We start from the raw sequence: 18206 nt of genomic DNA on the forward strand, positions 1-18206 counted from the left end.
AAAAGTAACAATGCTTACAAAAAGAATAATTCCCTGTTTAGACATTAAAAATGGACGAACTGTAAAAGGGGTGAATTTCATAAACCTGAAAGATGCAGGCGATCCGATAGAGTTAGCCAAAGCCTATGCTGAAACAGGAGCCGATGAATTGGTTTTTTTGGATATTTCAGCAACACTAGAAAGAAGAAAGACTTTAATTCCTTTGGTTCGCGCTGTAGCGGCTCAGTTGGATATTCCTTTTACCGTAGGTGGAGGAATCACAACAGTGAATGATGTGGAAGCATTGTTACGTAATGGAGCCGATAAAGTTTCGATTAATTCCGCAGCAGTAAAGAATCCCCAATTAATTAATGACCTAGCAGAAAAGTTCGGAAGCCAATGTGTTGTGGTAGCTATCGATGCGAAATCAATAAATGGAAGATGGAAAGTGTATCTAGAAGGCGGAAAAGTTGCAACAAATTTAGATTTGTTTGAATGGGCTAAAGAAGCGGAGTACAGAGGAGCAGGAGAATTGTTGTTTACGTCTATGGATCATGATGGTACAAAAAATGGTTTTGCAAATGACACCTTGGCCCAATTATCAGAATTAGTCAATATTCCAATTATAGCATCCGGTGGAGCAGGAACAATAGAACATTTTGTAGCAGTGTTTCATGTTGGGAAAGCAGATGCAGCTTTGGCCGCTAGTGTATTTCATTTTAAAGAAATTGAAATACAAACTCTAAAGCAAAAATTGAAAACAGAACAGATTAATATTCGGTTGTAAGAAGCCGATTTAGAATAAAATAATATGAGATTAGATTTTGAAAAGAATAATAATGGATTGATTCCAGCTATTATACAAGATAATGAAACCAGAGTAGTATTGATGTTAGGCTATATGAATGAAGCAGCTTACAAACAAACGATAGAAACTAAAAAGGTTACTTTTTTTAGTAGAACTAAAAATAAACTCTGGGTTAAAGGAGAAGAAAGCGGAAATTTCCTGAATTTAGTTTCTTTATCCGTTGATTGTGATAACGATACCCTATTGATTAAAGTTACTCCAGATGGCCCCACTTGTCATAAGGGTACCGATAGTTGCTGGCAAGAATCGAACACGATAGATTATGGATTCTTATCCGTTTTAGAAACAATCATTGATAACCGCAAAGAGCAAGTAGGAGTAGAAGGTAGTTATATTGCCTCTTTGTTTCAAAAAGGAATTAATAAAATTGCTCAAAAAGTTGGGGAAGAGGCTGTGGAAGTAGTAATAGAAGCAAAGGATAACAATCCCGTTTTGTTTCTAAATGAAAGCGCCGATTTGTTGTTTCATTATTTAATTTTATTACAAGCAAAAGGATTTAGACTTTCTGATGTAGCTTCGATAATGAAAGAAAGACATTTACAACGATAAAAAAAATACTCAAAAAGCATTCTTGGCATGAAATATGTTAAATTCAAGGCATATAACATTTAAAATAAAAATCATGAAGAAGAGTATTTTTGCATCAATGGTATTGGTTTTTACCATAGCACTAACATCTTGTAATAGTATGAAAAAGGTAAGTTCAACAGATGGATTAACGAATAATGAGTGGGAGTTAGCGACTTTAAATGGTGCAGAACCAAATCGTACAGAGGATTTTTTAAATGGTTTACCGTATTTGAATTTTACAAAAGATAATTCAGTTAATGGATCATCAGGATGCAATCGATTATTTGGACCTTATGATTTGAAGGCAAATGGCGAGATCAAACTGGATAAGATGGGAATGACAAGAATGGCTTGTCCTGGTAAAGGAGAAAGTAAATTTATGCAAGCTTTGAATAAAGTAACAAGTTTGAAAATAAAGAAAAACAAGTTGGTTTTGATGGAAGGGACGAATGAAGTGATAACGATGACTCCAAAAAAATAAACAATGATAAATTTCAAATCACTTTTATTAATTGCAGGCGGAGTATTGGTTATGATTTCATGCGGAAGCAGAATCAAAAAGATTGATGCTGATTCTTTTGCAAATGATGAAATGAATAAAACAGCAAAAGTTCCGACCTATTTTTTTAAAGGAACGGGAAATGAGCCCTTTTGGAATGTTGAGATTACAACAGACAGCATTAAATTTAATTCGGTAACCGATTATGGAGGTTTTTCAGCCAGTGGAGTCAAAATGACTGCGCTGATGGATGCCAATATAAAAGAATATAAATCAGAATCGAAATCGGGTACGATTAAAGTTATAGTGCAGCAAAGCAAATGTGTGGACAATATGTCTGGTCAGGAAAATAAATATACTGTAAAAGTAGAAATTAAGAAAAGACTAGATTTTAATACCGAACTATTTGAAGGCTGTGGAAATTACGTTGTAAATTATAGACTTCATGATATATGGGTACCCGAAGAAATTGAAGGTAAAAAAGTTACAGCTAGCGATTTTGGAAAAGAAATTCCAGTAATGGAAATTAATGCTGCCGAAGCTACCTTTATGATTGATTTAAAGTATGGAGCCACTGTAAAAGGAAAATTATTCTCTGAGAATAAACTGTTGCGATTCGTGGATATCAATACAACAGAGAAAAAGCCAAAACCAATATCAGTTGAGTTTCTTACTGCACTGAAAGGTGTTACTCATTTTGAAATAAAAAATAATAGACTATACCTTTCAAATCCAGACGGAATGAAAGCCGTCTTTAGGAAAGTAGATTAAGCTACAAGTACAATAAAAAAAAATCCCTCTAGAATTTTCTAGAGGGATTTTTTTATGGATGCATTTCAAATAATTGAATCTGGCTTTTAAGTCGTTCGATTAATAAATTCATCATCCGTTTATTCAAGGCAGAAGAATTCGCAATGTACTCTTTGAACTCATCTAAGGTAAACAAACCAATAATCATTCCTTTTAAAGCATTTCTAAACTTGATGTCTTTTTGTATGGCATTGTCAATGTAGATAAACTTCTTCTCTAAGGAAAGATTGTAAAAATCATTTTTATACTTGGAAATGTAATTGTGGAAAGAAGCGATGAAAAGATCGTTTTGAAGTTTGAGAATAGGTCTTAGTGTTTTGTTCTGAAATTGTTCTTCAGCAGAGGATTGCGGGTTAATTTCCCCTAAAATAGCACCTCTAAATTCGATAATAAAAGGATCTCTATCGTTCATATTTTCTTTTAAAGGTATAAAAAAAACCTGTTCAAATGAATGAACAGGTTTTAAATTTATGTAAAATACAACGTTATACTTTTTCGAGAATAACGATCATAATTTAGTTTGAATTATTTTACTTGGAAAGTAACTCTTCTTACTAATTTACGTGCAGCTGCAGAATTTTTATCAACTGAATTATCTTCACCTTCAGCAACAACTTTCAATCTTGATTCAGCGATACCAGCTTTAGTTAAAACGTTTTTCACGTTTGTAGCTCTAGTATTAGATAATTTAGTGTTATAAGCACTTTTACCTAATTCATCAGCATGACCAACGATTTCAACAGAAGCAGATGGATTGTTTCTTAAGTAAGTTAAGATGAAATCGATTCCTTCAGTAGAAACGTTTGTTGGAGTAGTTTTGTTGAAGTCAAAATATGTAGTAACATATCCACCATTAATTAAATCTTTAACTAATTGGTTGTTTGTTTGCTGTACAGCAGTTGTGTTAGAATTGTTACCATATTTTTTCTCTAAGTAAGATTCTAATTCATCAGGAATACCATTTTGGTTTCTGTCGATAGATCTACCTTTTGTATCAACTGCAACACCAGTGATAGAGTTTGGTTCAACATCTAAGTAATCAGGCACACCGTCTTGGTCAGAATCAACTAACATAGTTTCGATGTCACTAACTCTTTTGTCTAATGCAGATACGATATCATCGTTTTTCACTGCATACCAGTCAGCATGTTTAGCATTTTTACCTAAGTAGATAGAGATACCGACAGACGCATTATATAATGTTCCGTTAAATCCTCTGTCTTCTGGAGCGATAGCACCATCAAAAGTACGGTTTTGATCAATGTTGTTTACCATAGTAAAGTCAGCGTTTAAAGCTACTCTTTCAGATAATTTAATTTGACCTGTTAAACCTACGATGAAGTTTACCATTTCGTCAGCACCTTTGTAAGCGTCTTTGTTTCTTAATTGAGAGTAACCAACACCTGTGTGAGCTAAAATGTTCAATCTGCTAGTCCAGTTTTCGAATTCTAATACTCTACCTAAGTTAACAACCCCTTGAAGGCTTGTTCTGTAATATTGGCTTTTAAATTTGTTAGTGTTGTCAGCATTTTCCATGTTGTCAAATCCAACATCAGCTTTCAAACCAAATTTGGTGTTAAACATGTATCTAACTCCAAGGTCAGCATGGTAAAAATTAGCTCTTGAAGTAGACGATCCAGCACTAAATGGTGTTGTAGGTTTGTTAATTCCTCCCATCAAATCGATAGACCATTTGTTATAACTCTCTGGAGTTTTAACATTTGTTTCTTGCGCATTTACTGCTGTAAATGACAAGCCTAACATTACTAAGGGAAATACAATTTTTTTCATACAATTTCTTTTTTTAATTTATTTACTGGCAACAAATTAATGTTGTTAAAGTAATGGCAAATGTAATATTTTTCGTTTTAAAAGTTTTAAATTAGATGCAGTTTTAAGATATTAATAACATAACTATGGCCTTAACAATCAACCCTTTCACTAATAAGAGTGTATATTCTTACGAAGTATTAACAAAAAAAATGATAGATGAAAAATTAATAGAATCCGATCGTTGTTATATGCTTTGGAAAAATGTTAAAATTGAAAATCGAAAAAAAAATCTTTCTCAATTATCCAAAATATTAATTTCTCAAAAAAATCTGCTGGGAGCTATGATTTCACAAGAAATGGGCAAACCCATTAAACAATCGATAGCTGAAATTGAGAAGTGTAGCCTGCTTTGTGACTACTATTTTGACCATGTTACGTCATTTTTGTCGGGAAGAGCGATAAAAACAGATGCAAAAGAAAGTTTTGTAACCTATGAACCTCTGGGTGTACTATTAGGAGTAATGCCATGGAACTTTCCTTTTTGGCAAGTTTTCCGATTTGCAATACCATCAATTATGGCAGGTAATACTGTGGTAATGAAACATGCTAGTAATGTAATGGGAAGTGCAGCACTTATTGAGAAGATCTTTATTGATGCAGGATTTCCTATTGGAGTATATCAAAATCTAGAGATTAGTAGTAAAGAAGTAGCGGATATAATTGCAAATCCTATTGTAAAAGCAGTTTCCTTAACAGGAAGTGAAGGAGCAGGATCGGCAGTTGCCGCTACAGCAGGGAAATATTTAAAGAAAACATTATTAGAATTAGGTGGATCAAACGCGTTTATTGTCTGTGAAGATGCAGATATTAAAAAAACAGTTGCTATTGCAGTAAATGCAAGAATGCAAAATGCTGGGCAGAGTTGTATTGCAGCAAAACGATTCCTGGTACACGATAAAATTCATGATGATTTTGTAAAACAATTTGCGGAAGCAGTTTCAAAAATGATTCCTGGTGATCCGATGGATATGAAAACAGAAATAGGAACCATGTCCCGAATTGATCTTGCAGAAGAATTAGAAAAACAAATGAATACATCCGTCAAAATGGGAGCTGTAATTGCCACTGGAGGAAAAAGAAAAGATGCTTTTTTTGAACCTACTATATTAACCCATGTTACTCCAGATATGCCAGCTTTTAATGAAGAGCTATTTGGGCCAATTGCAGCAGTAACGTCATTTTCAGATTTTGATGAAGCAGTAAACCTAAGTAATCAATCTTCATTTGGATTAGGTGTTTCAATTTTTTCTGCAGATGTTGAATTCGTAAAAACTAAAATTCACTTATTCAATGAAGGAGCCGTTTTTATTAATCAGATGATAAAATCAGATCCAAGACTTCCATTTGGAGGAATTAAAAAATCGGGATATGGCCGCGAACTCTCAGAAGAAGGAATTAAAGAATTTGTAAACATAAAAACAGTATTCATTGCAGAATAGATACTATTGAAGTGATCTTTAAATTCTTTAAAAAGAAAAATAGAGATTTAAATAATATAATAAGGACTAATTAGATAATAGAAAAACAATGAGATTTCACACTAGAAAATGGGTTAAACCCGAAGATTTAAATCCTAATGGGACATTATTTGGAGGAAAGTTATTAGCTTGGATTGATGAAGAAGCTGCTTTGTATTCAATTATTCAGTTGGAAAACCAACGTGTAGTAACAAAATACATGTCAGAAATTAATTTCATGAGTTCTGCAAAACAAGGTGATATTGTAGAAATTGGAATTGATGTAGTGAAATTCGGAACAACCTCAATCATTTTGAAAAGCGAAGTACGAAATAAAATGACCCATGAAACGATACTTACAGTCGATGCAATTACTATGGTGAATCTGGATAGTTTTGGAAAACCTTGTGCGCATGGGAAAACTACAATAGAATATATGAAAGATAGACTGGGGAAATTCTAATTTCTCTGCTTATATTCCATCACGATCAGAAGATAATTCATAGATTTCAAGATCAAAATAAATTACAGAGGCGATAATGTGGTCGAATATATCGGCCATAATCGCTTCATAATTAATCCATCTTTTGTCACTCACAAAAGCATAAATTTCAAGAGGCATTCCCTGTGGAGTAGGTTGTAGATGGCGACACATTAAGGTCATATCCTTGTTAATTCCGGGATGACTTGCCAAATATTGATTGATGTATTTTCTGAATAAACCAAAATTAGTCAAATTTCGTCCATTAATGAATAAAGACTTATCAATTTCATTATTGTGATTGAATTTGTCTATATCAATTTGACGATGCTCAATATAACCTGAAATTAATTGAATTTTTTTGAATTGCTCTAATTCTTCAGTTTTTAAAAATCGAATACCCGTTGCTTTAATAAAAATAGATCTTTTAATCCTTCTACCACCAGAATTGGTCATTCCGCGCCAGTTTTTAAAAGAATCAGAAATCAAACTATACGTTGGAATTGTGGTAGTAGTATTGTCAAAATTTCGAACTTTTACAGTAGCCAAGTTGATTTCAATAACATCTCCATCGGCACCAAATTTATCACTGGTGATCCAATCACCAATACGTACCATATCGTTAACCGATACTTGGATACTTGCAACAAATCCTAAAATGGTATCCTTGAAAATCAAAATTACAACTGCCGACACAGCTCCAAATGTTCCTAATAGATAGGTGATCGATTTATTGAATAAAAGTGAAACTATAACAGTCACAGCAAATATCCAAAAGAATATCATGATTATTTGGATGTAACTGTCAATAGGTTTATCACTAAAAGAAGGCAACTTCTTTAGGTAGTCTTTTATAGCGTTTAAAATACTTCGGGCAATCCACAAACTAAGAAATACAATGAAGAAGCTGATTCCTTTTTCAAAGAAAGGTTCCCAATGTGTAAATCCTTTTAAAATTAAAGGAAAGGTCTCGTAAATGAATAATAAAGGGATAAGATGAGCAATATAAGAGGCCGTTTTGTTGGCTACTAAGAAATCATCAAACTCTGTTTTGGATCTTTTGGCGATCCTTGAAATAATCTCCGTTAGTATTTTTTTAAAGATAAAATCCAATATCAGGGCTACAATACAAAGTACAATAATGTTAACAAATAAGTTAGCGTAACTTGCTACTATTTTGCTAAAATCCCATTCTCGTAATAACTTATAAACCCAGTTGAATATTTTTTTATCCATTTAAACGATATTAAATCATTTTCTTCTCTACATAAAACGTACCAAAAGGAATAATTGAAGCTAAACAAATCAATAAATATTTTTTCATTGGCCATTCCAATTCCATTTTAAGCATGGAAGCTAGGATAATATAGCCAATAAATAATATACCATGAGCCATTCCTACTGTTCTAACATATTCTGGCATATCAAATGCATATTTTAGAGGCATAGCTACGAAAAAAAGCAATAGAAGAGAAACTCCTTCTAAAAAGGCAATAATCTTGAAAAACTTAATCATTTTTGTAAAATAAAGGGAATTAATAAATGTATTTATTTGAATATATCAACAAAGCTAAGGGTTATTAAATTCAAATAAAAATTTAAATAAGAATCATTCTAAATTTATGATTTCTATTCCATCCCAGAATTTTGAGGAGCATCTTTTTTAATAGATTTTAAAACAAGATAACCCAAAACACCACTAATAAATGACCCAATTAAAATTCCAATTTTAGCTTGCAATTGGTACTCCGGATGAGTGAAAGCTAAGGTGGTTACAAATAAGGACATTGTAAAACCAATACCAGCTAATAGCCCAACACCAATTAAATGTTTGGTCGTCATTCCATCAGGAAGAACAGCTATTTTTAATTTGATTAATATAGAAGTTAAACCAAAGACTCCAATAAATTTACCAACAATCAATCCTAGTACAACACCTACAGCAACATTGGTTTCCAGTAAACTGTCAAAATCAATATCCATAGCTACACCTGCGTTCGCTAAGGCAAATACTGGCATGATAATAAAAGTGACAAAAGGATGTAAGGCATGCTCTAGTTTTTGTAATGGAGGAATAGCTAAATTGCTAATATCTTTCATCTCTTCTACAGTATGCATTTGTTCATTAGTTAATGTAGGAATTTTATTTTGAGGGTCAATCGTACTGAAACGCTCCAAATAAACTTTCATTTTATGGACAAACTGTGTTTCTTCAATACGAATATCTATGGGAATAGTAAAGGCAACTAAAACGGCTGCAATAGTAGCATGAACACCAGACATAAGGAATGGTAACCATACACCTGCAATACCTACGATTGCATAAAATAAAGTATTTCGGACACCAATTTTATTAGCAATATATAAAACGGCTAAAAAGGCTAAACCTATAGATAAACTAATATAAGAGATACTAGAAGTATAGAAAAAGGCAATCACAAGTACAGCACCAAGATCATCTACAATGGCCAAAGCAGTTAAGAATACTTTTAAAGAAGTTGGAATTCGATCTCCCAAAAGGTATAATACACCTAAGGCAAAAGCAATATCTGTAGCCATTGGAATACCCCAGCCCGCATGTACTTCTCCAGTATGGTTCAATACAATGTAAATAAGAGCTGGGAAAATCATACCACCAATAGCAGCAGCGATAGGAAGAAATGCTTTTCGAACATTTGAAAGTTCTCCAGTAATAATTTCACGCTTCAATTCAAGTCCCACTACAAAGAAAAATATAGCCATTAAACCATCATTAATCCAATGGTGGAGCGATAAGTTTAAGTGTAATGTATCATTTAAAGCAATGCCGATTTTATGTTCCCAAATTTCATGGTACCAATGTGCCCATGGGGAATTAGCCATAAAAATCGCAACTATCGCGGAGATAAATAAAACGATTCCACCAGTGGTTGACTTACTGATAAAGTTGTTTACAGGGTTAATAATCCATTTGTCTACGGGAGTAATTTTGATTTTAATATCCATCCTAATTTTTTAATATTGTCAAAAATAAGAATTATGATTGGTATTTACATGATTTATCGTACCTTGTTTTGCTAGCTGATGGTATTTTATGGTCGAGAAAACGATAAAAGATACCCTATTAATAATGCAATAAATTAAATAAAAACACTGCAAAAAATTCAGATAAAATTCCAATTAAAATGAGGCTAAGAGCATGAGTAAACGTGATCTAAAAAAGTATTTGGCAGAGCTAAATAAAGAACAGTTGGAAGAACAGTTGATTGATTTGTACGATAAATTCTCGGATGTAAAAGTATTTTATGATTTTGTCTTTAATCCAAAAGAAGAGAAACTAATACAAGAAGCAAAAACTAAAATTTCCAATGAATATTTCCCAATAAAAGGGCGTAAACCTAAGATGAGGAGATCTACGGCACAGAAATTCATCAAACATTTCATGACTTTAGGTGTCGACCCATACTATTTGGGAGATTTAATGTTTTATAATATTGAAATTGCCCAACGATTTTCAGCCAAAAGAGAAATGAAATACACTTCTTTTTATAAAAGCATATTCAACTCCTTTGAACAAGCAGTAGAATTCTGTATCGCAAACGGTGTATTAATCGAATTTAAAAACAGAATTCAAGCGATAGAAAAAGAAGTAAATCTTCAGAAATGGGAAAATAAATATGAATTTCAAAGCCGAATTGAGAAAATAGATTTCTAAAAAAGAAGAATTCAATATTAATTTAGGATGTTTTACCTGCTGAAAAGCCAAATTTTGGCATCTTTCTAGGTCCTTATACATTTTTATTTTCAAATAATAAAAGGCATTTGTTTTCGGATTAAGCGTTTAAAGTGCTTATTTTTGCAAAATCTTAAAAAATAGAATGTCTTACACAAATATAGAATTAGAAGAAAAGAAAGAACTTTACAGTTATCAGCAAGGAGATATTGATGCTATTTTTGTACGCCTGAATAAGGAATTAAATAATTATCGTCTTTTATATCAATTGCCTACTGGAGGTGGTAAAACCGTTATTTTTTCGGAAATAGTGCGCAGATACCTTTCTCAGAATGATAAAAAAGTAATGGTTCTCACACACCGTATTGAACTTTGTAAGCAAACCTCAAAAATGCTGAAAGGGTTTAATGTGAAAAACAAAATCATAAACAGTAAAGTAAAAGAAATTCCTGATCAGGATGATTATTCTTGCTTTGTGGCTATGGTTGAAACACTGAAAAATCGTTTGAATGATGAAAAGCTTAAAATTGATAATGTAGGATTAGTTATTATCGATGAGGCACATTACAATTCATTCAGAAAGCTTTTAGGATATTTTAAAAATGCTTTTATATTAGGAGTTACCGCTACACCTTTAAGTTCTAATATTAAACTTCCTATGAATGAAAACTATAATGAACTTATAGTAGGTGAGACCATTCATTCATTGATTGATAAAGGATTTTTGGCCAAAGCAGTTACCTATAGTTATGATGTTGGGTTAACCTCATTGAAGGTTGGTATTAATGGTGACTATACTGTTAAATCATCCGATGATTTGTACTCTAATATGGCGATGCAGGAGAAATTATTGCATTCCTATGAAGAACGCTCAAAAGGAAAGAAAACCTTAATTTTTAATAGTGGTATACATACTTCTTTATATGTGTATGAAACATTTAGAGAAGCAGGATATGATGTAAGACACCTTGATAATACGAGTACGAACGAGGAACGTAAAGACATATTACAATGGTTTAAGAAAACACCTGATGCAATATTAACTTCTGTCGGAATTCTAACCACTGGTTTTGATGAACCTACCGTAGAAACGATTATTTTGAATCGTGCTACAAAATCATTGACATTGTATTATCAGATGATTGGACGTGGTTCTAGAAAATTGCCTAATAAGTCAGAATTTACAGTAATTGATTTAGGAAATAATGCAGCACGTTTTGGATTATGGAGTGAACCAGTAGATTGGCAACATATATTTAAATCACCAGAGTTTTATCTTGAAAATCTTAGAGATGATGCCGAAATCGAACTTCATTTTAAATATGAAATGCCGTATGAACTAAGACAAAAATTTAGTAAAACTGCGGTTGTAACATTTGATATTGAAGCAGCACATAAAGAAGCCATTGCAAAAAATTTACGATCAAAAGTAGTTTTGGATGCTTCAATCGAACAACATGCCGTTATGTGTGCAGAAAATAGCGAAGATGTTTTTGATGCCCGTATTTTATCAAGAGAATTACTAGGAGATATTGAATGTCGTGTAAAACGCTTTTCAAGCTGCTTAAGTAAGAGTAGTAAAAATTATAGAGAATGGCTAGTAGACGATTATAAAGCCAAATTGAGCATTATGATTGGACAGCAATTCGTTAAATAAGAAATAGAATATTTTATAAAAAAGACATCCAATATCAGGATGTCTTTTTTGTTTTAATCAAAATAAGAGTACGAAATAAGAGTAAAACGATCGACTTCTTTAATTTTCTTGAGATTAGTCCATCATACTGATTACCTTTGTCAAAATAATAAATTACATGACCCATACATTTTCAGATTTAGGAATTTCTAAACACATAATAAAAGCATTAACAGATTTAGAAATTACAATACCAACAGAAATTCAGGAAAAAGCAATTCCAGTACTATTAAACCAAAAAGACGATTTCGTAGGTTTGGCTAAAACAGGTACAGGAAAAACAGCGGCTTTTGGATTACCTTTATTACAACAGTTGGATTTTACTAAATCGACAATACAAGCTATTATATTAGTTCCTACGCGTGAATTAGGACATCAAATAGCGAGTAATTTAGAAGCTTTTGCAAAACATACAACTCAGGTTTCTATAGCAACAGTATGTGGTGGAGTACCTATTAAACCTCAAATCCAACGTTTAGAAGAAGGTGCTAATATTGTAGTGGCTACTCCAGGAAGGTTGATTGATTTAATGGAACGTAATGCTATAAATGTAAAAGAAGCAAATTATCTTATTCTGGATGAAGCAGACGAGATGTTGAGTGCATTAAAAGATGGATTGGATGTAATTGTAGCAGCTTTACCCAAAAATAGACGTACATGGCTGTTTTCTGCAACTTTACCAGGAGCTATTAAACAACTGATTCAGAATTATATGTCAAAAAATGTTGTGCAGATTAGTGCAGACATGGTGACTGTAGGGAATAAAGGAATAGACCATCAATATATTGTTGTAGACCCAATTGAGAAATTAAATGTATTAATGCATTTCTTATCAGAACGTGAGGGACAACGCGGGATCATTTTTTGTAAAACCAAAGCAGCTGTAAATAAGCTAGCGAAAAATTTAGCCATTAACCGCTTTTCTTCTGGAGCTTTACACGGTAGTTTAACACAACCAATTCGTGATCGTATTATGGACCAGTTCCGAAATGGACACATTAATATTTTAGTAGCAACAGATTTAGCTGCACGTGGAATTGATGTTAAAGAAATAGCTTACGTAGTAAATTATCATTTACCGGATGTATACGAAGCCTATGTACACCGTAGCGGACGTACCGCTAGAGCAGGAGCAAAAGGACTTTCATTGACGGTATTACAACCTGAAGAAGTAATTGAAATTGCAGATTTTGAAAAAGAATTAGGGATTAAATTCATTGAATTCAAAAAACCTACTGCTGAAAGTATTGAAGAAAATAATACCTATTTATGGGCAAAGCAGATTTTCAAGACTAAACCAAATCATGATGTAGACCCAGCTTTAAAGGACAAAATAAAAACAGTTTTTCATCATTTGACAAAAGATGAGTTGATTGAAAAAATGTTAGCCAATCATTTGTTACAGACAAAAACAGAAATTTCTGTACCAGCTGAAGGAGCGGGAAAGAAAAAGAAGAAAAAATAAAAAGAATAATAAAAAAGGGCTCTAAATTTTAGAGCCCTTTTTTTATAATATATTTTAATACAATTAGTTTTGTTGATTTCTAAGATTACCCCATTTCAAATAGGTTGTACCCCAAGTAAAACCTGCACCAAAAGCAGTTAAAGCAATATTGTCACCATACTTGAAATCATCTTTGAAATCCCATAAACACAAAGGGATAGTTCCCGCTGTAGTATTACCATATTTCTGGATGTTGATTTTTACTTTTTCTATAGGAAAATCTAGTTTCTCACTAACAGCCTGTATAATACGTAAATTAGCTTGATGTGGGATTAACCAATCAATATCGTTAGACTCAATATTATTACGATCTAGTATTTTTTGTGTTGTTTCACTCATGCCATTAATAGCCGATTTAAAAACAGTTCGACCATCCTGATGAATGAAATGCGTACGATTTGCCAAAGTCTCATCAGAAGCAGGATATTTAGATCCACCAGCAGGAACAGAAAGGAATTTAGCACCCTTACCATCCGTTTTGAATAAATTATCAATAATTCCTATTTCTTCTGTCGTTTGTTCTAATAATACCGCTCCAGCTCCATCACCAAATAAAATACAAGTATTGCGATCCGTATAATCCACTATAGAACTCATTTGATCTGCACCTACAACAATTACTTTTTTATAACGATTGCTTTCAATTAAACTTGCTCCAATTGATAAAGAATATAGAAAACCACTACAAGCAGCATTCATATCAATGCCCCAGGCATTTGTTAAATTAGCTTTGTCACATACAATACTTGCAGTAGGCAATAAGATATGATCCGGTGTTGAAGTAGCAATAATAACACAATCAATTTCACTTGGATCCAATTGAGCAGTTTCTAATAAGTTTTGTATAGCGAATGTTGCCATATCAGAAGTTGCAAGTTCTGGATCATTTAGAATTCGTCTCTCTTTAATTCCAGTTCTGGAAATAATCCAATCATTTGTAGTATCAACCATTTTCTCTAAAGCATGATTGTCTAAAATGTTTTCCGGGACGTAACCTCCTAATGCTGTAATTACTGCATGTATTTTTGTATTCATATAATTGTCAAAAAATGAAAAAGTAAATAGCTTTCGCTGTTTATCTATTAATTTATTCGTGCCTTCTATGGCTCAATCGCTCCCGAGTAATACTCAAAATAAAAACCAAAGCCAATTGATTCATATTCCTATAGCATTATTTAAAAAATCTGTATCCTTAAATAATACTCACATACACTCAAAAATCATATCTAAATTATCAATGCAGTTTGAAGAAGTAAAAACTTAAAAGTGCAAAGTCTTATCACATGGCGGGGGAATTACTTAAAAGGACAGATAATTTCAGTTTTATTTTCTCCTTATATTGATGAATATAAAAACATAAAAATAATTTGCATTGTTGATGGGATAAAATAGTTTTTCAGGTTAACCATGATTTTCTACTCAATGCCATAAAATAAACTTTCCATATGGATGAAGAATAAAGTTATGAACGTGGCGCCAAAGATACCAACAATCTTGAAAAAAAAAGTGTAAAAAAGACCTTATAATTTGTTAATTAATGCATAAAATTTTCGCATAAAACATCTTAAAAAAAGAAGGAATTTGTAATTAAAAATACTATGCATGCATAAGTGTTTACTGGGGTTGCCAGTGTTTTATGTGGTTTTTCAAGATTTGATATTTTGCTGATTCGAAAATTGAATTTTCGCATAATTTTTTTTGGGAATTCCAGGTGATTTTTGGGGTTATGATTGCGTTAATTTTAACACTTATTCAGTGGAGAAAATGAACGCTATTTTATAAAGCATTTTTAGCCCATTATTTAGTTTGTAAGTTAAAAACACCTTTTTTTTTGGATTTATAAAGCATTGAAAATCAATCATTCACATTATGCGATTATGTTATTCGCGGAAATTTTAACAGTTTTTAATAATTAATTTATCTTTTTTGAAATAAATATTCAATAATTAATGTTAAAAATCTAATTATTTTCTAATATCACAAAAACACGTCATATTGTTGTTTTTTTTGAAAAATACTTTTTAGTTGTATATATTTGAGAATGACTATTTTATGTTTTACTTAACACTAAAAAATAACCAAAACCACAACAAATGAAACAACAACTATTCGTAATTCTTTTTGCCATTTTACTCACTTCGAGTAGTTATGGACAAGGAGATAAATTTTGGTCCGCTTCGAGCGAAGAAAGAGTAAGTCCATTGGAAAAAATATCGAGAGGTTCATTACCAGATGAATACAAGATATTAAAATTAAATTTAGAAGCTTTTAGAAATCAACTAGCTGTAGCTCCACAAAGAGGTACTTCTTCTGGGCTTTCAAATGTAATTGTGACCTTTCCTGATGCAAAAGGAAACTTAGAAGAATTTAGAGTAATGGAAGCTTCAGTAATGGCTCCAGAATTACAAGCTAAATATCCGGAAATACGCTCTTATGCAGGGCAAAGTATTAAAAACCCTGCTAGGATTGTACGCTTTAGTGTATCTCCTGAAAAAGGCTTAAGTGCTTTGTTTTTAGGAGGAATCTCCACAATAATTGATCCTTATACAGTAAATAATCAATATTATTTAGTATTTGATAAAATTAAATCTTCGGTGAAGCAATTTGAATGTACAACCAATGAAGAAACTTCTATACACGAAGCAATGGATCGTAACTTACAGGTTGCCCGAAATGCAGATGATAATATTCTGAGGACATTTAGATTGGCAATGTCAGTATCAGGAGAATATTCTGCTTTTCATGGAGGGACATTAGCAGGAGTGAATGCTGCTATTAATGCAACTATGACTCGTGTAAATGGATTGTACGAGAGTGATTTTAGTGTAAATATGGTCTTGATTGCAAATAATGATGCAGTCATTTATTTAGATGCAGCTACAGATCCTTATGCCTCTAATGGATCAGGATATAATGCGGCAGTGCAAACAGCAATAACAAATGCCATAGGAGAAGCCAATTATGATATCGGACATTTAATGTCTGGATATGGTAATAATGGTAGTGCTGGTTGTATTGGTTGTGTTTGTAATAGTGGAAAAGGTAGAGGTTTTACTACGAGTACAACACCTGTAGGAGATACTTTTGATATTGATTTTGTGGCGCATGAAATGGGACATCAATTTGGAGGAAGACATACTTATACTTATAGAAATGAAGCGGGAAGTCAAGCATTATTAGAGCCAGGAAGTGGTACTACAATCATGGGATATGCAGGAATTACTGGTGCTACAGATGTACAAGTAAACAGTGATGCTTATTTTCATGCGTATAATATTTTCCAAATCATGCAATATGTAAAAGGGTTAACATGCCCAGTACAAACACCTACAGGAAATGCTACCCCTGTGGTAGATGCAGGAGCAGATTTGACATTGCCAATTGGGACAGCTTTTAAATTGACAGGTTCTGCTACAGATGCTAATGCAGGTTCTGCATTGACCTATTGTTGGGAACAAATGGATGTAGGTGGCCCAGCGACAACATTTCCTTCAATTACAGCTACTGCCGGACCAAATTTTAGATCTTATTCACCTACAACAAACCCTATCCGTTTTCTTCCAAGTTTTAATGAAGTAGTGACAAATGGAGTGAATGGAATTCAATGGGAAAAAGTACCAAATATTACCCGTACCCTGAATTTTAGACTAACGGTACGTGATAATAAATTAGGCGGAGCAAGCAATTCAAGTGATAATATGACTGTATTGTTTGATAGTGCTTATGGACCTTTTGAAGTTACTTCTCAAAATACAGATGGAGTTTCATGGGTTTCAGGGACACAACAAACCATTACTTGGAATGTAAATAATACAACTGCTTTGACAGGAGCAACCAATGTCAATATTAAATTATCGACTGATAATGGTTTAACTTTTCCAATAACCTTAGCAACGAATACACCAAATGATGGATCTGAGAGTATAACAGTACCAAGTCAGAATGCGGAACAATGTAGAATTCTAATTGAACCGACCAACAATAATTTTTATGCGGTAAATAATAAAACATTCTCAATAGGATATACTTTAGAATCCGTTTGTGCAACGTATACAAATACTACTGGAGGAGCCGTTCCAGATGGGATTATAGGAGGTCCTGGGACAAAATTAAATTCTGTTATTACTGTAACAGATACTAACCCTATATCTGGAGTTAAAGTAAATGTAAAGGCTACACACACTTATGGAGGAGATTTATTGGTTACGCTAATCCATCCTGATGGGACAAAAATTAGATTGTATAAATCACCAGCATGTCAGAGACCAGTTAATTTGGATGTGACCTTTAAAGATGGTTCTCCTGTTGTGACTTGTGCAGCAAATATTGCAGGGGAGTATATGCCAGTTATGGAATTATCTAAATTAATCAATAAGCCTTCCAATGGAGATTGGACACTTGAATTACAAGATTTAGAACCTGGTGATGTTGGAAATCTAGTTTCTTGGAATATGGAAATATGCCATCAAACTGCTTCAGTATTGGGAACAAAAGAATTTGAATTAGAGAATTTCGCTTTATACCCAAATCCTAATAAAGGAAACTTTACGGTTCAATTTAATTCAGATGCTCAGAACAAAATTAATGTTGGAGTGTATGATTTAAGAGGAAGAAAAGTACTCGATAAAGTATACAATAATACAGGTATTTTTAATGAAAATATACAACTTGATAAAATTCAAGCAGGAGTATATATGGTTACAGTTCAAGATGGAACCAAAAAAGTAGTCAAAAAAATTGTTATAGAATAAATTACCCAACTAAAGTAAATTATCTTTAAAAACATAAAATAGTCTA

At 32.6% G+C, this 18206-nt stretch carries 16 protein-coding genes; 10 read left to right on the plus strand and 6 right to left on the minus strand.

Features of this window, described 5'->3' with window-relative positions:
- Positions 1-10: 10 nt before the first annotated feature.
- The 4 genes from hisF to P6733_RS03020 all read left to right on the plus strand — a co-directional run bounded on the left by hisF (position 11) and on the right by P6733_RS03020 (position 2687).
- Positions 11-766, plus strand: a complete 756-nt coding sequence (hisF, locus tag P6733_RS03005) for an imidazole glycerol phosphate synthase subunit HisF (protein WP_306350120.1) — start codon at positions 11-13, stop codon at positions 764-766.
- Positions 767-790: 24 nt separating this feature from the next.
- On the plus strand, positions 791-1396 hold the full coding sequence (gene hisIE, locus P6733_RS03010) for a bifunctional phosphoribosyl-AMP cyclohydrolase/phosphoribosyl-ATP diphosphatase HisIE (protein ID WP_306350121.1): 606 nt from the start codon (positions 791-793) through the stop codon (positions 1394-1396).
- A 73-nt stretch (positions 1397-1469) separates the two neighbouring features.
- Positions 1470-1898 (plus strand): META domain-containing protein, encoded by a 429-nt coding sequence (locus P6733_RS03015; RefSeq protein WP_306350122.1) that lies wholly within the window; start codon positions 1470-1472, stop codon positions 1896-1898.
- Positions 1899-1901: 3 nt separating this feature from the next.
- The gene (locus P6733_RS03020; protein WP_306350123.1) at positions 1902-2687 is read left to right on the plus strand and encodes a heat-shock protein; all 786 of its coding nucleotides are present in this window, start codon (positions 1902-1904) and stop codon (positions 2685-2687) included.
- 52 nt (positions 2688-2739) lie between these two features.
- On the opposite strand, the gene P6733_RS03025 is transcribed toward P6733_RS03020, so the two are convergent.
- Both P6733_RS03025 and P6733_RS03030 read right to left on the minus strand, forming a co-directional pair.
- The gene (locus tag P6733_RS03025; RefSeq protein ID WP_306350124.1) at positions 2740-3138 is read right to left on the minus strand and encodes a glyoxalase; all 399 of its coding nucleotides are present in this window, start codon (positions 3136-3138) and stop codon (positions 2740-2742) included.
- A gap of 113 nt (positions 3139-3251) precedes the next feature.
- On the minus strand, positions 3252-4490 hold the full coding sequence (locus P6733_RS03030; protein WP_306350125.1) for an OmpA family protein: 1239 nt from the start codon (positions 4488-4490) through the stop codon (positions 3252-3254).
- 152 nt (positions 4491-4642) lie between these two features.
- On the opposite strand from P6733_RS03030, the gene P6733_RS03035 reads away from it, so the two are divergent.
- Positions 4643-5998: an NAD-dependent succinate-semialdehyde dehydrogenase gene (locus P6733_RS03035; RefSeq protein WP_306350126.1), complete on the plus strand. Its 1356-nt coding sequence runs from the start codon at positions 4643-4645 to the stop codon at positions 5996-5998.
- A gap of 88 nt (positions 5999-6086) precedes the next feature.
- Positions 6087-6479: an acyl-CoA thioesterase gene (locus P6733_RS03040; RefSeq protein ID WP_306350127.1), complete on the plus strand. Its 393-nt coding sequence runs from the start codon at positions 6087-6089 to the stop codon at positions 6477-6479.
- 9 nt (positions 6480-6488) lie between these two features.
- On the opposite strand, the gene P6733_RS03045 is transcribed toward P6733_RS03040, so the two are convergent.
- From P6733_RS03045 to nhaA, 3 genes are all read right to left on the minus strand, one after another.
- Positions 6489-7733: a mechanosensitive ion channel family protein gene (locus P6733_RS03045; RefSeq protein WP_306350128.1), complete on the minus strand. Its 1245-nt coding sequence runs from the start codon at positions 7731-7733 to the stop codon at positions 6489-6491.
- Positions 7734-7743: 10 nt separating this feature from the next.
- The gene (locus P6733_RS03050) at positions 7744-8013 is read right to left on the minus strand and encodes a DUF3817 domain-containing protein (RefSeq protein ID WP_306350129.1); all 270 of its coding nucleotides are present in this window, start codon (positions 8011-8013) and stop codon (positions 7744-7746) included.
- Positions 8014-8126: 113 nt separating this feature from the next.
- The gene (nhaA, locus tag P6733_RS03055; RefSeq protein ID WP_306350130.1) at positions 8127-9482 is read right to left on the minus strand and encodes a Na+/H+ antiporter NhaA; all 1356 of its coding nucleotides are present in this window, start codon (positions 9480-9482) and stop codon (positions 8127-8129) included.
- A gap of 193 nt (positions 9483-9675) precedes the next feature.
- Here nhaA and P6733_RS03060 point away from each other — a divergent pair, with 193 nt between their 5' ends.
- From P6733_RS03060 to P6733_RS03070, 3 genes are all read left to right on the plus strand, one after another.
- Positions 9676-10191, plus strand: coding sequence for a DUF6155 family protein (locus P6733_RS03060; RefSeq protein WP_306350131.1), 516 nt, complete (start codon positions 9676-9678; stop codon positions 10189-10191).
- Between the two features lie 163 nt (positions 10192-10354).
- Positions 10355-11866, plus strand: a complete 1512-nt coding sequence (locus P6733_RS03065) for a DEAD/DEAH box helicase (protein ID WP_306350132.1) — start codon at positions 10355-10357, stop codon at positions 11864-11866.
- A 157-nt stretch (positions 11867-12023) separates the two neighbouring features.
- On the plus strand, positions 12024-13370 hold the full coding sequence (locus P6733_RS03070) for a DEAD/DEAH box helicase (RefSeq protein ID WP_306350133.1): 1347 nt from the start codon (positions 12024-12026) through the stop codon (positions 13368-13370).
- A 63-nt stretch (positions 13371-13433) separates the two neighbouring features.
- Here P6733_RS03070 and P6733_RS03075 read toward each other — a convergent pair whose 3' ends face one another.
- On the minus strand, positions 13434-14444 hold the full coding sequence (locus P6733_RS03075) for a beta-ketoacyl-ACP synthase III (protein WP_306350134.1): 1011 nt from the start codon (positions 14442-14444) through the stop codon (positions 13434-13436).
- Between the two features lie 1058 nt (positions 14445-15502).
- Between P6733_RS03075 and P6733_RS03080 the strand changes: the two genes are divergently transcribed.
- Positions 15503-18160, plus strand: coding sequence for a zinc-dependent metalloprotease (locus P6733_RS03080; protein ID WP_306350135.1), 2658 nt, complete (start codon positions 15503-15505; stop codon positions 18158-18160).
- The last annotated feature ends 46 nt before the right edge of the window (positions 18161-18206 follow it).

Source organism: Flavobacterium aerium (assembly GCF_030766725.1).
Taxonomy (GTDB): Bacteria; Bacteroidota; Bacteroidia; order Flavobacteriales; family Flavobacteriaceae; genus Flavobacterium; species Flavobacterium aerium.

Bases quoted from the DNA above. Each gene is read 5' to 3' on its own strand.
- hisIE (WP_306350121.1), top strand. From the start codon at position 791: ATGAGATTAGATTTTGAAAAGAATAATAATGGATTGATTCCAGCTATT.
- P6733_RS03080 (WP_306350135.1), top strand. From the start codon at position 15,503: ATGAAACAACAACTATTCGTAATTCTTTTTGCCATTTTACTCACTTCG.
- P6733_RS03035 (WP_306350126.1), top strand. From the start codon at position 4,643: ATGGCCTTAACAATCAACCCTTTCACTAATAAGAGTGTATATTCTTAC.
- hisF (WP_306350120.1), top strand. From the start codon at position 11: ATGCTTACAAAAAGAATAATTCCCTGTTTAGACATTAAAAATGGACGA.
- P6733_RS03070 (WP_306350133.1), top strand. From the start codon at position 12,024: ATGACCCATACATTTTCAGATTTAGGAATTTCTAAACACATAATAAAA.
- nhaA (WP_306350130.1), bottom strand. From the start codon at position 9,482: ATGGATATTAAAATCAAAATTACTCCCGTAGACAAATGGATTATTAAC.
- P6733_RS03025 (WP_306350124.1), bottom strand. From the start codon at position 3,138: ATGAACGATAGAGATCCTTTTATTATCGAATTTAGAGGTGCTATTTTA.
- P6733_RS03065 (WP_306350132.1), top strand. From the start codon at position 10,355: ATGTCTTACACAAATATAGAATTAGAAGAAAAGAAAGAACTTTACAGT.
- P6733_RS03050 (WP_306350129.1), bottom strand. From the start codon at position 8,013: ATGATTAAGTTTTTCAAGATTATTGCCTTTTTAGAAGGAGTTTCTCTT.
- P6733_RS03015 (WP_306350122.1), top strand. From the start codon at position 1,470: ATGAAGAAGAGTATTTTTGCATCAATGGTATTGGTTTTTACCATAGCA.
- P6733_RS03060 (WP_306350131.1), top strand. From the start codon at position 9,676: ATGAGTAAACGTGATCTAAAAAAGTATTTGGCAGAGCTAAATAAAGAA.
- P6733_RS03030 (WP_306350125.1), bottom strand. From the start codon at position 4,490: ATGTTAGGCTTGTCATTTACAGCAGTAAATGCGCAAGAAACAAATGTT.
- P6733_RS03075 (WP_306350134.1), bottom strand. From the start codon at position 14,444: ATGAATACAAAAATACATGCAGTAATTACAGCATTAGGAGGTTACGTC.
- P6733_RS03045 (WP_306350128.1), bottom strand. From the start codon at position 7,733: ATGGATAAAAAAATATTCAACTGGGTTTATAAGTTATTACGAGAATGG.
- P6733_RS03040 (WP_306350127.1), top strand. From the start codon at position 6,087: ATGAGATTTCACACTAGAAAATGGGTTAAACCCGAAGATTTAAATCCT.
- P6733_RS03020 (WP_306350123.1), top strand. From the start codon at position 1,902: ATGATAAATTTCAAATCACTTTTATTAATTGCAGGCGGAGTATTGGTT.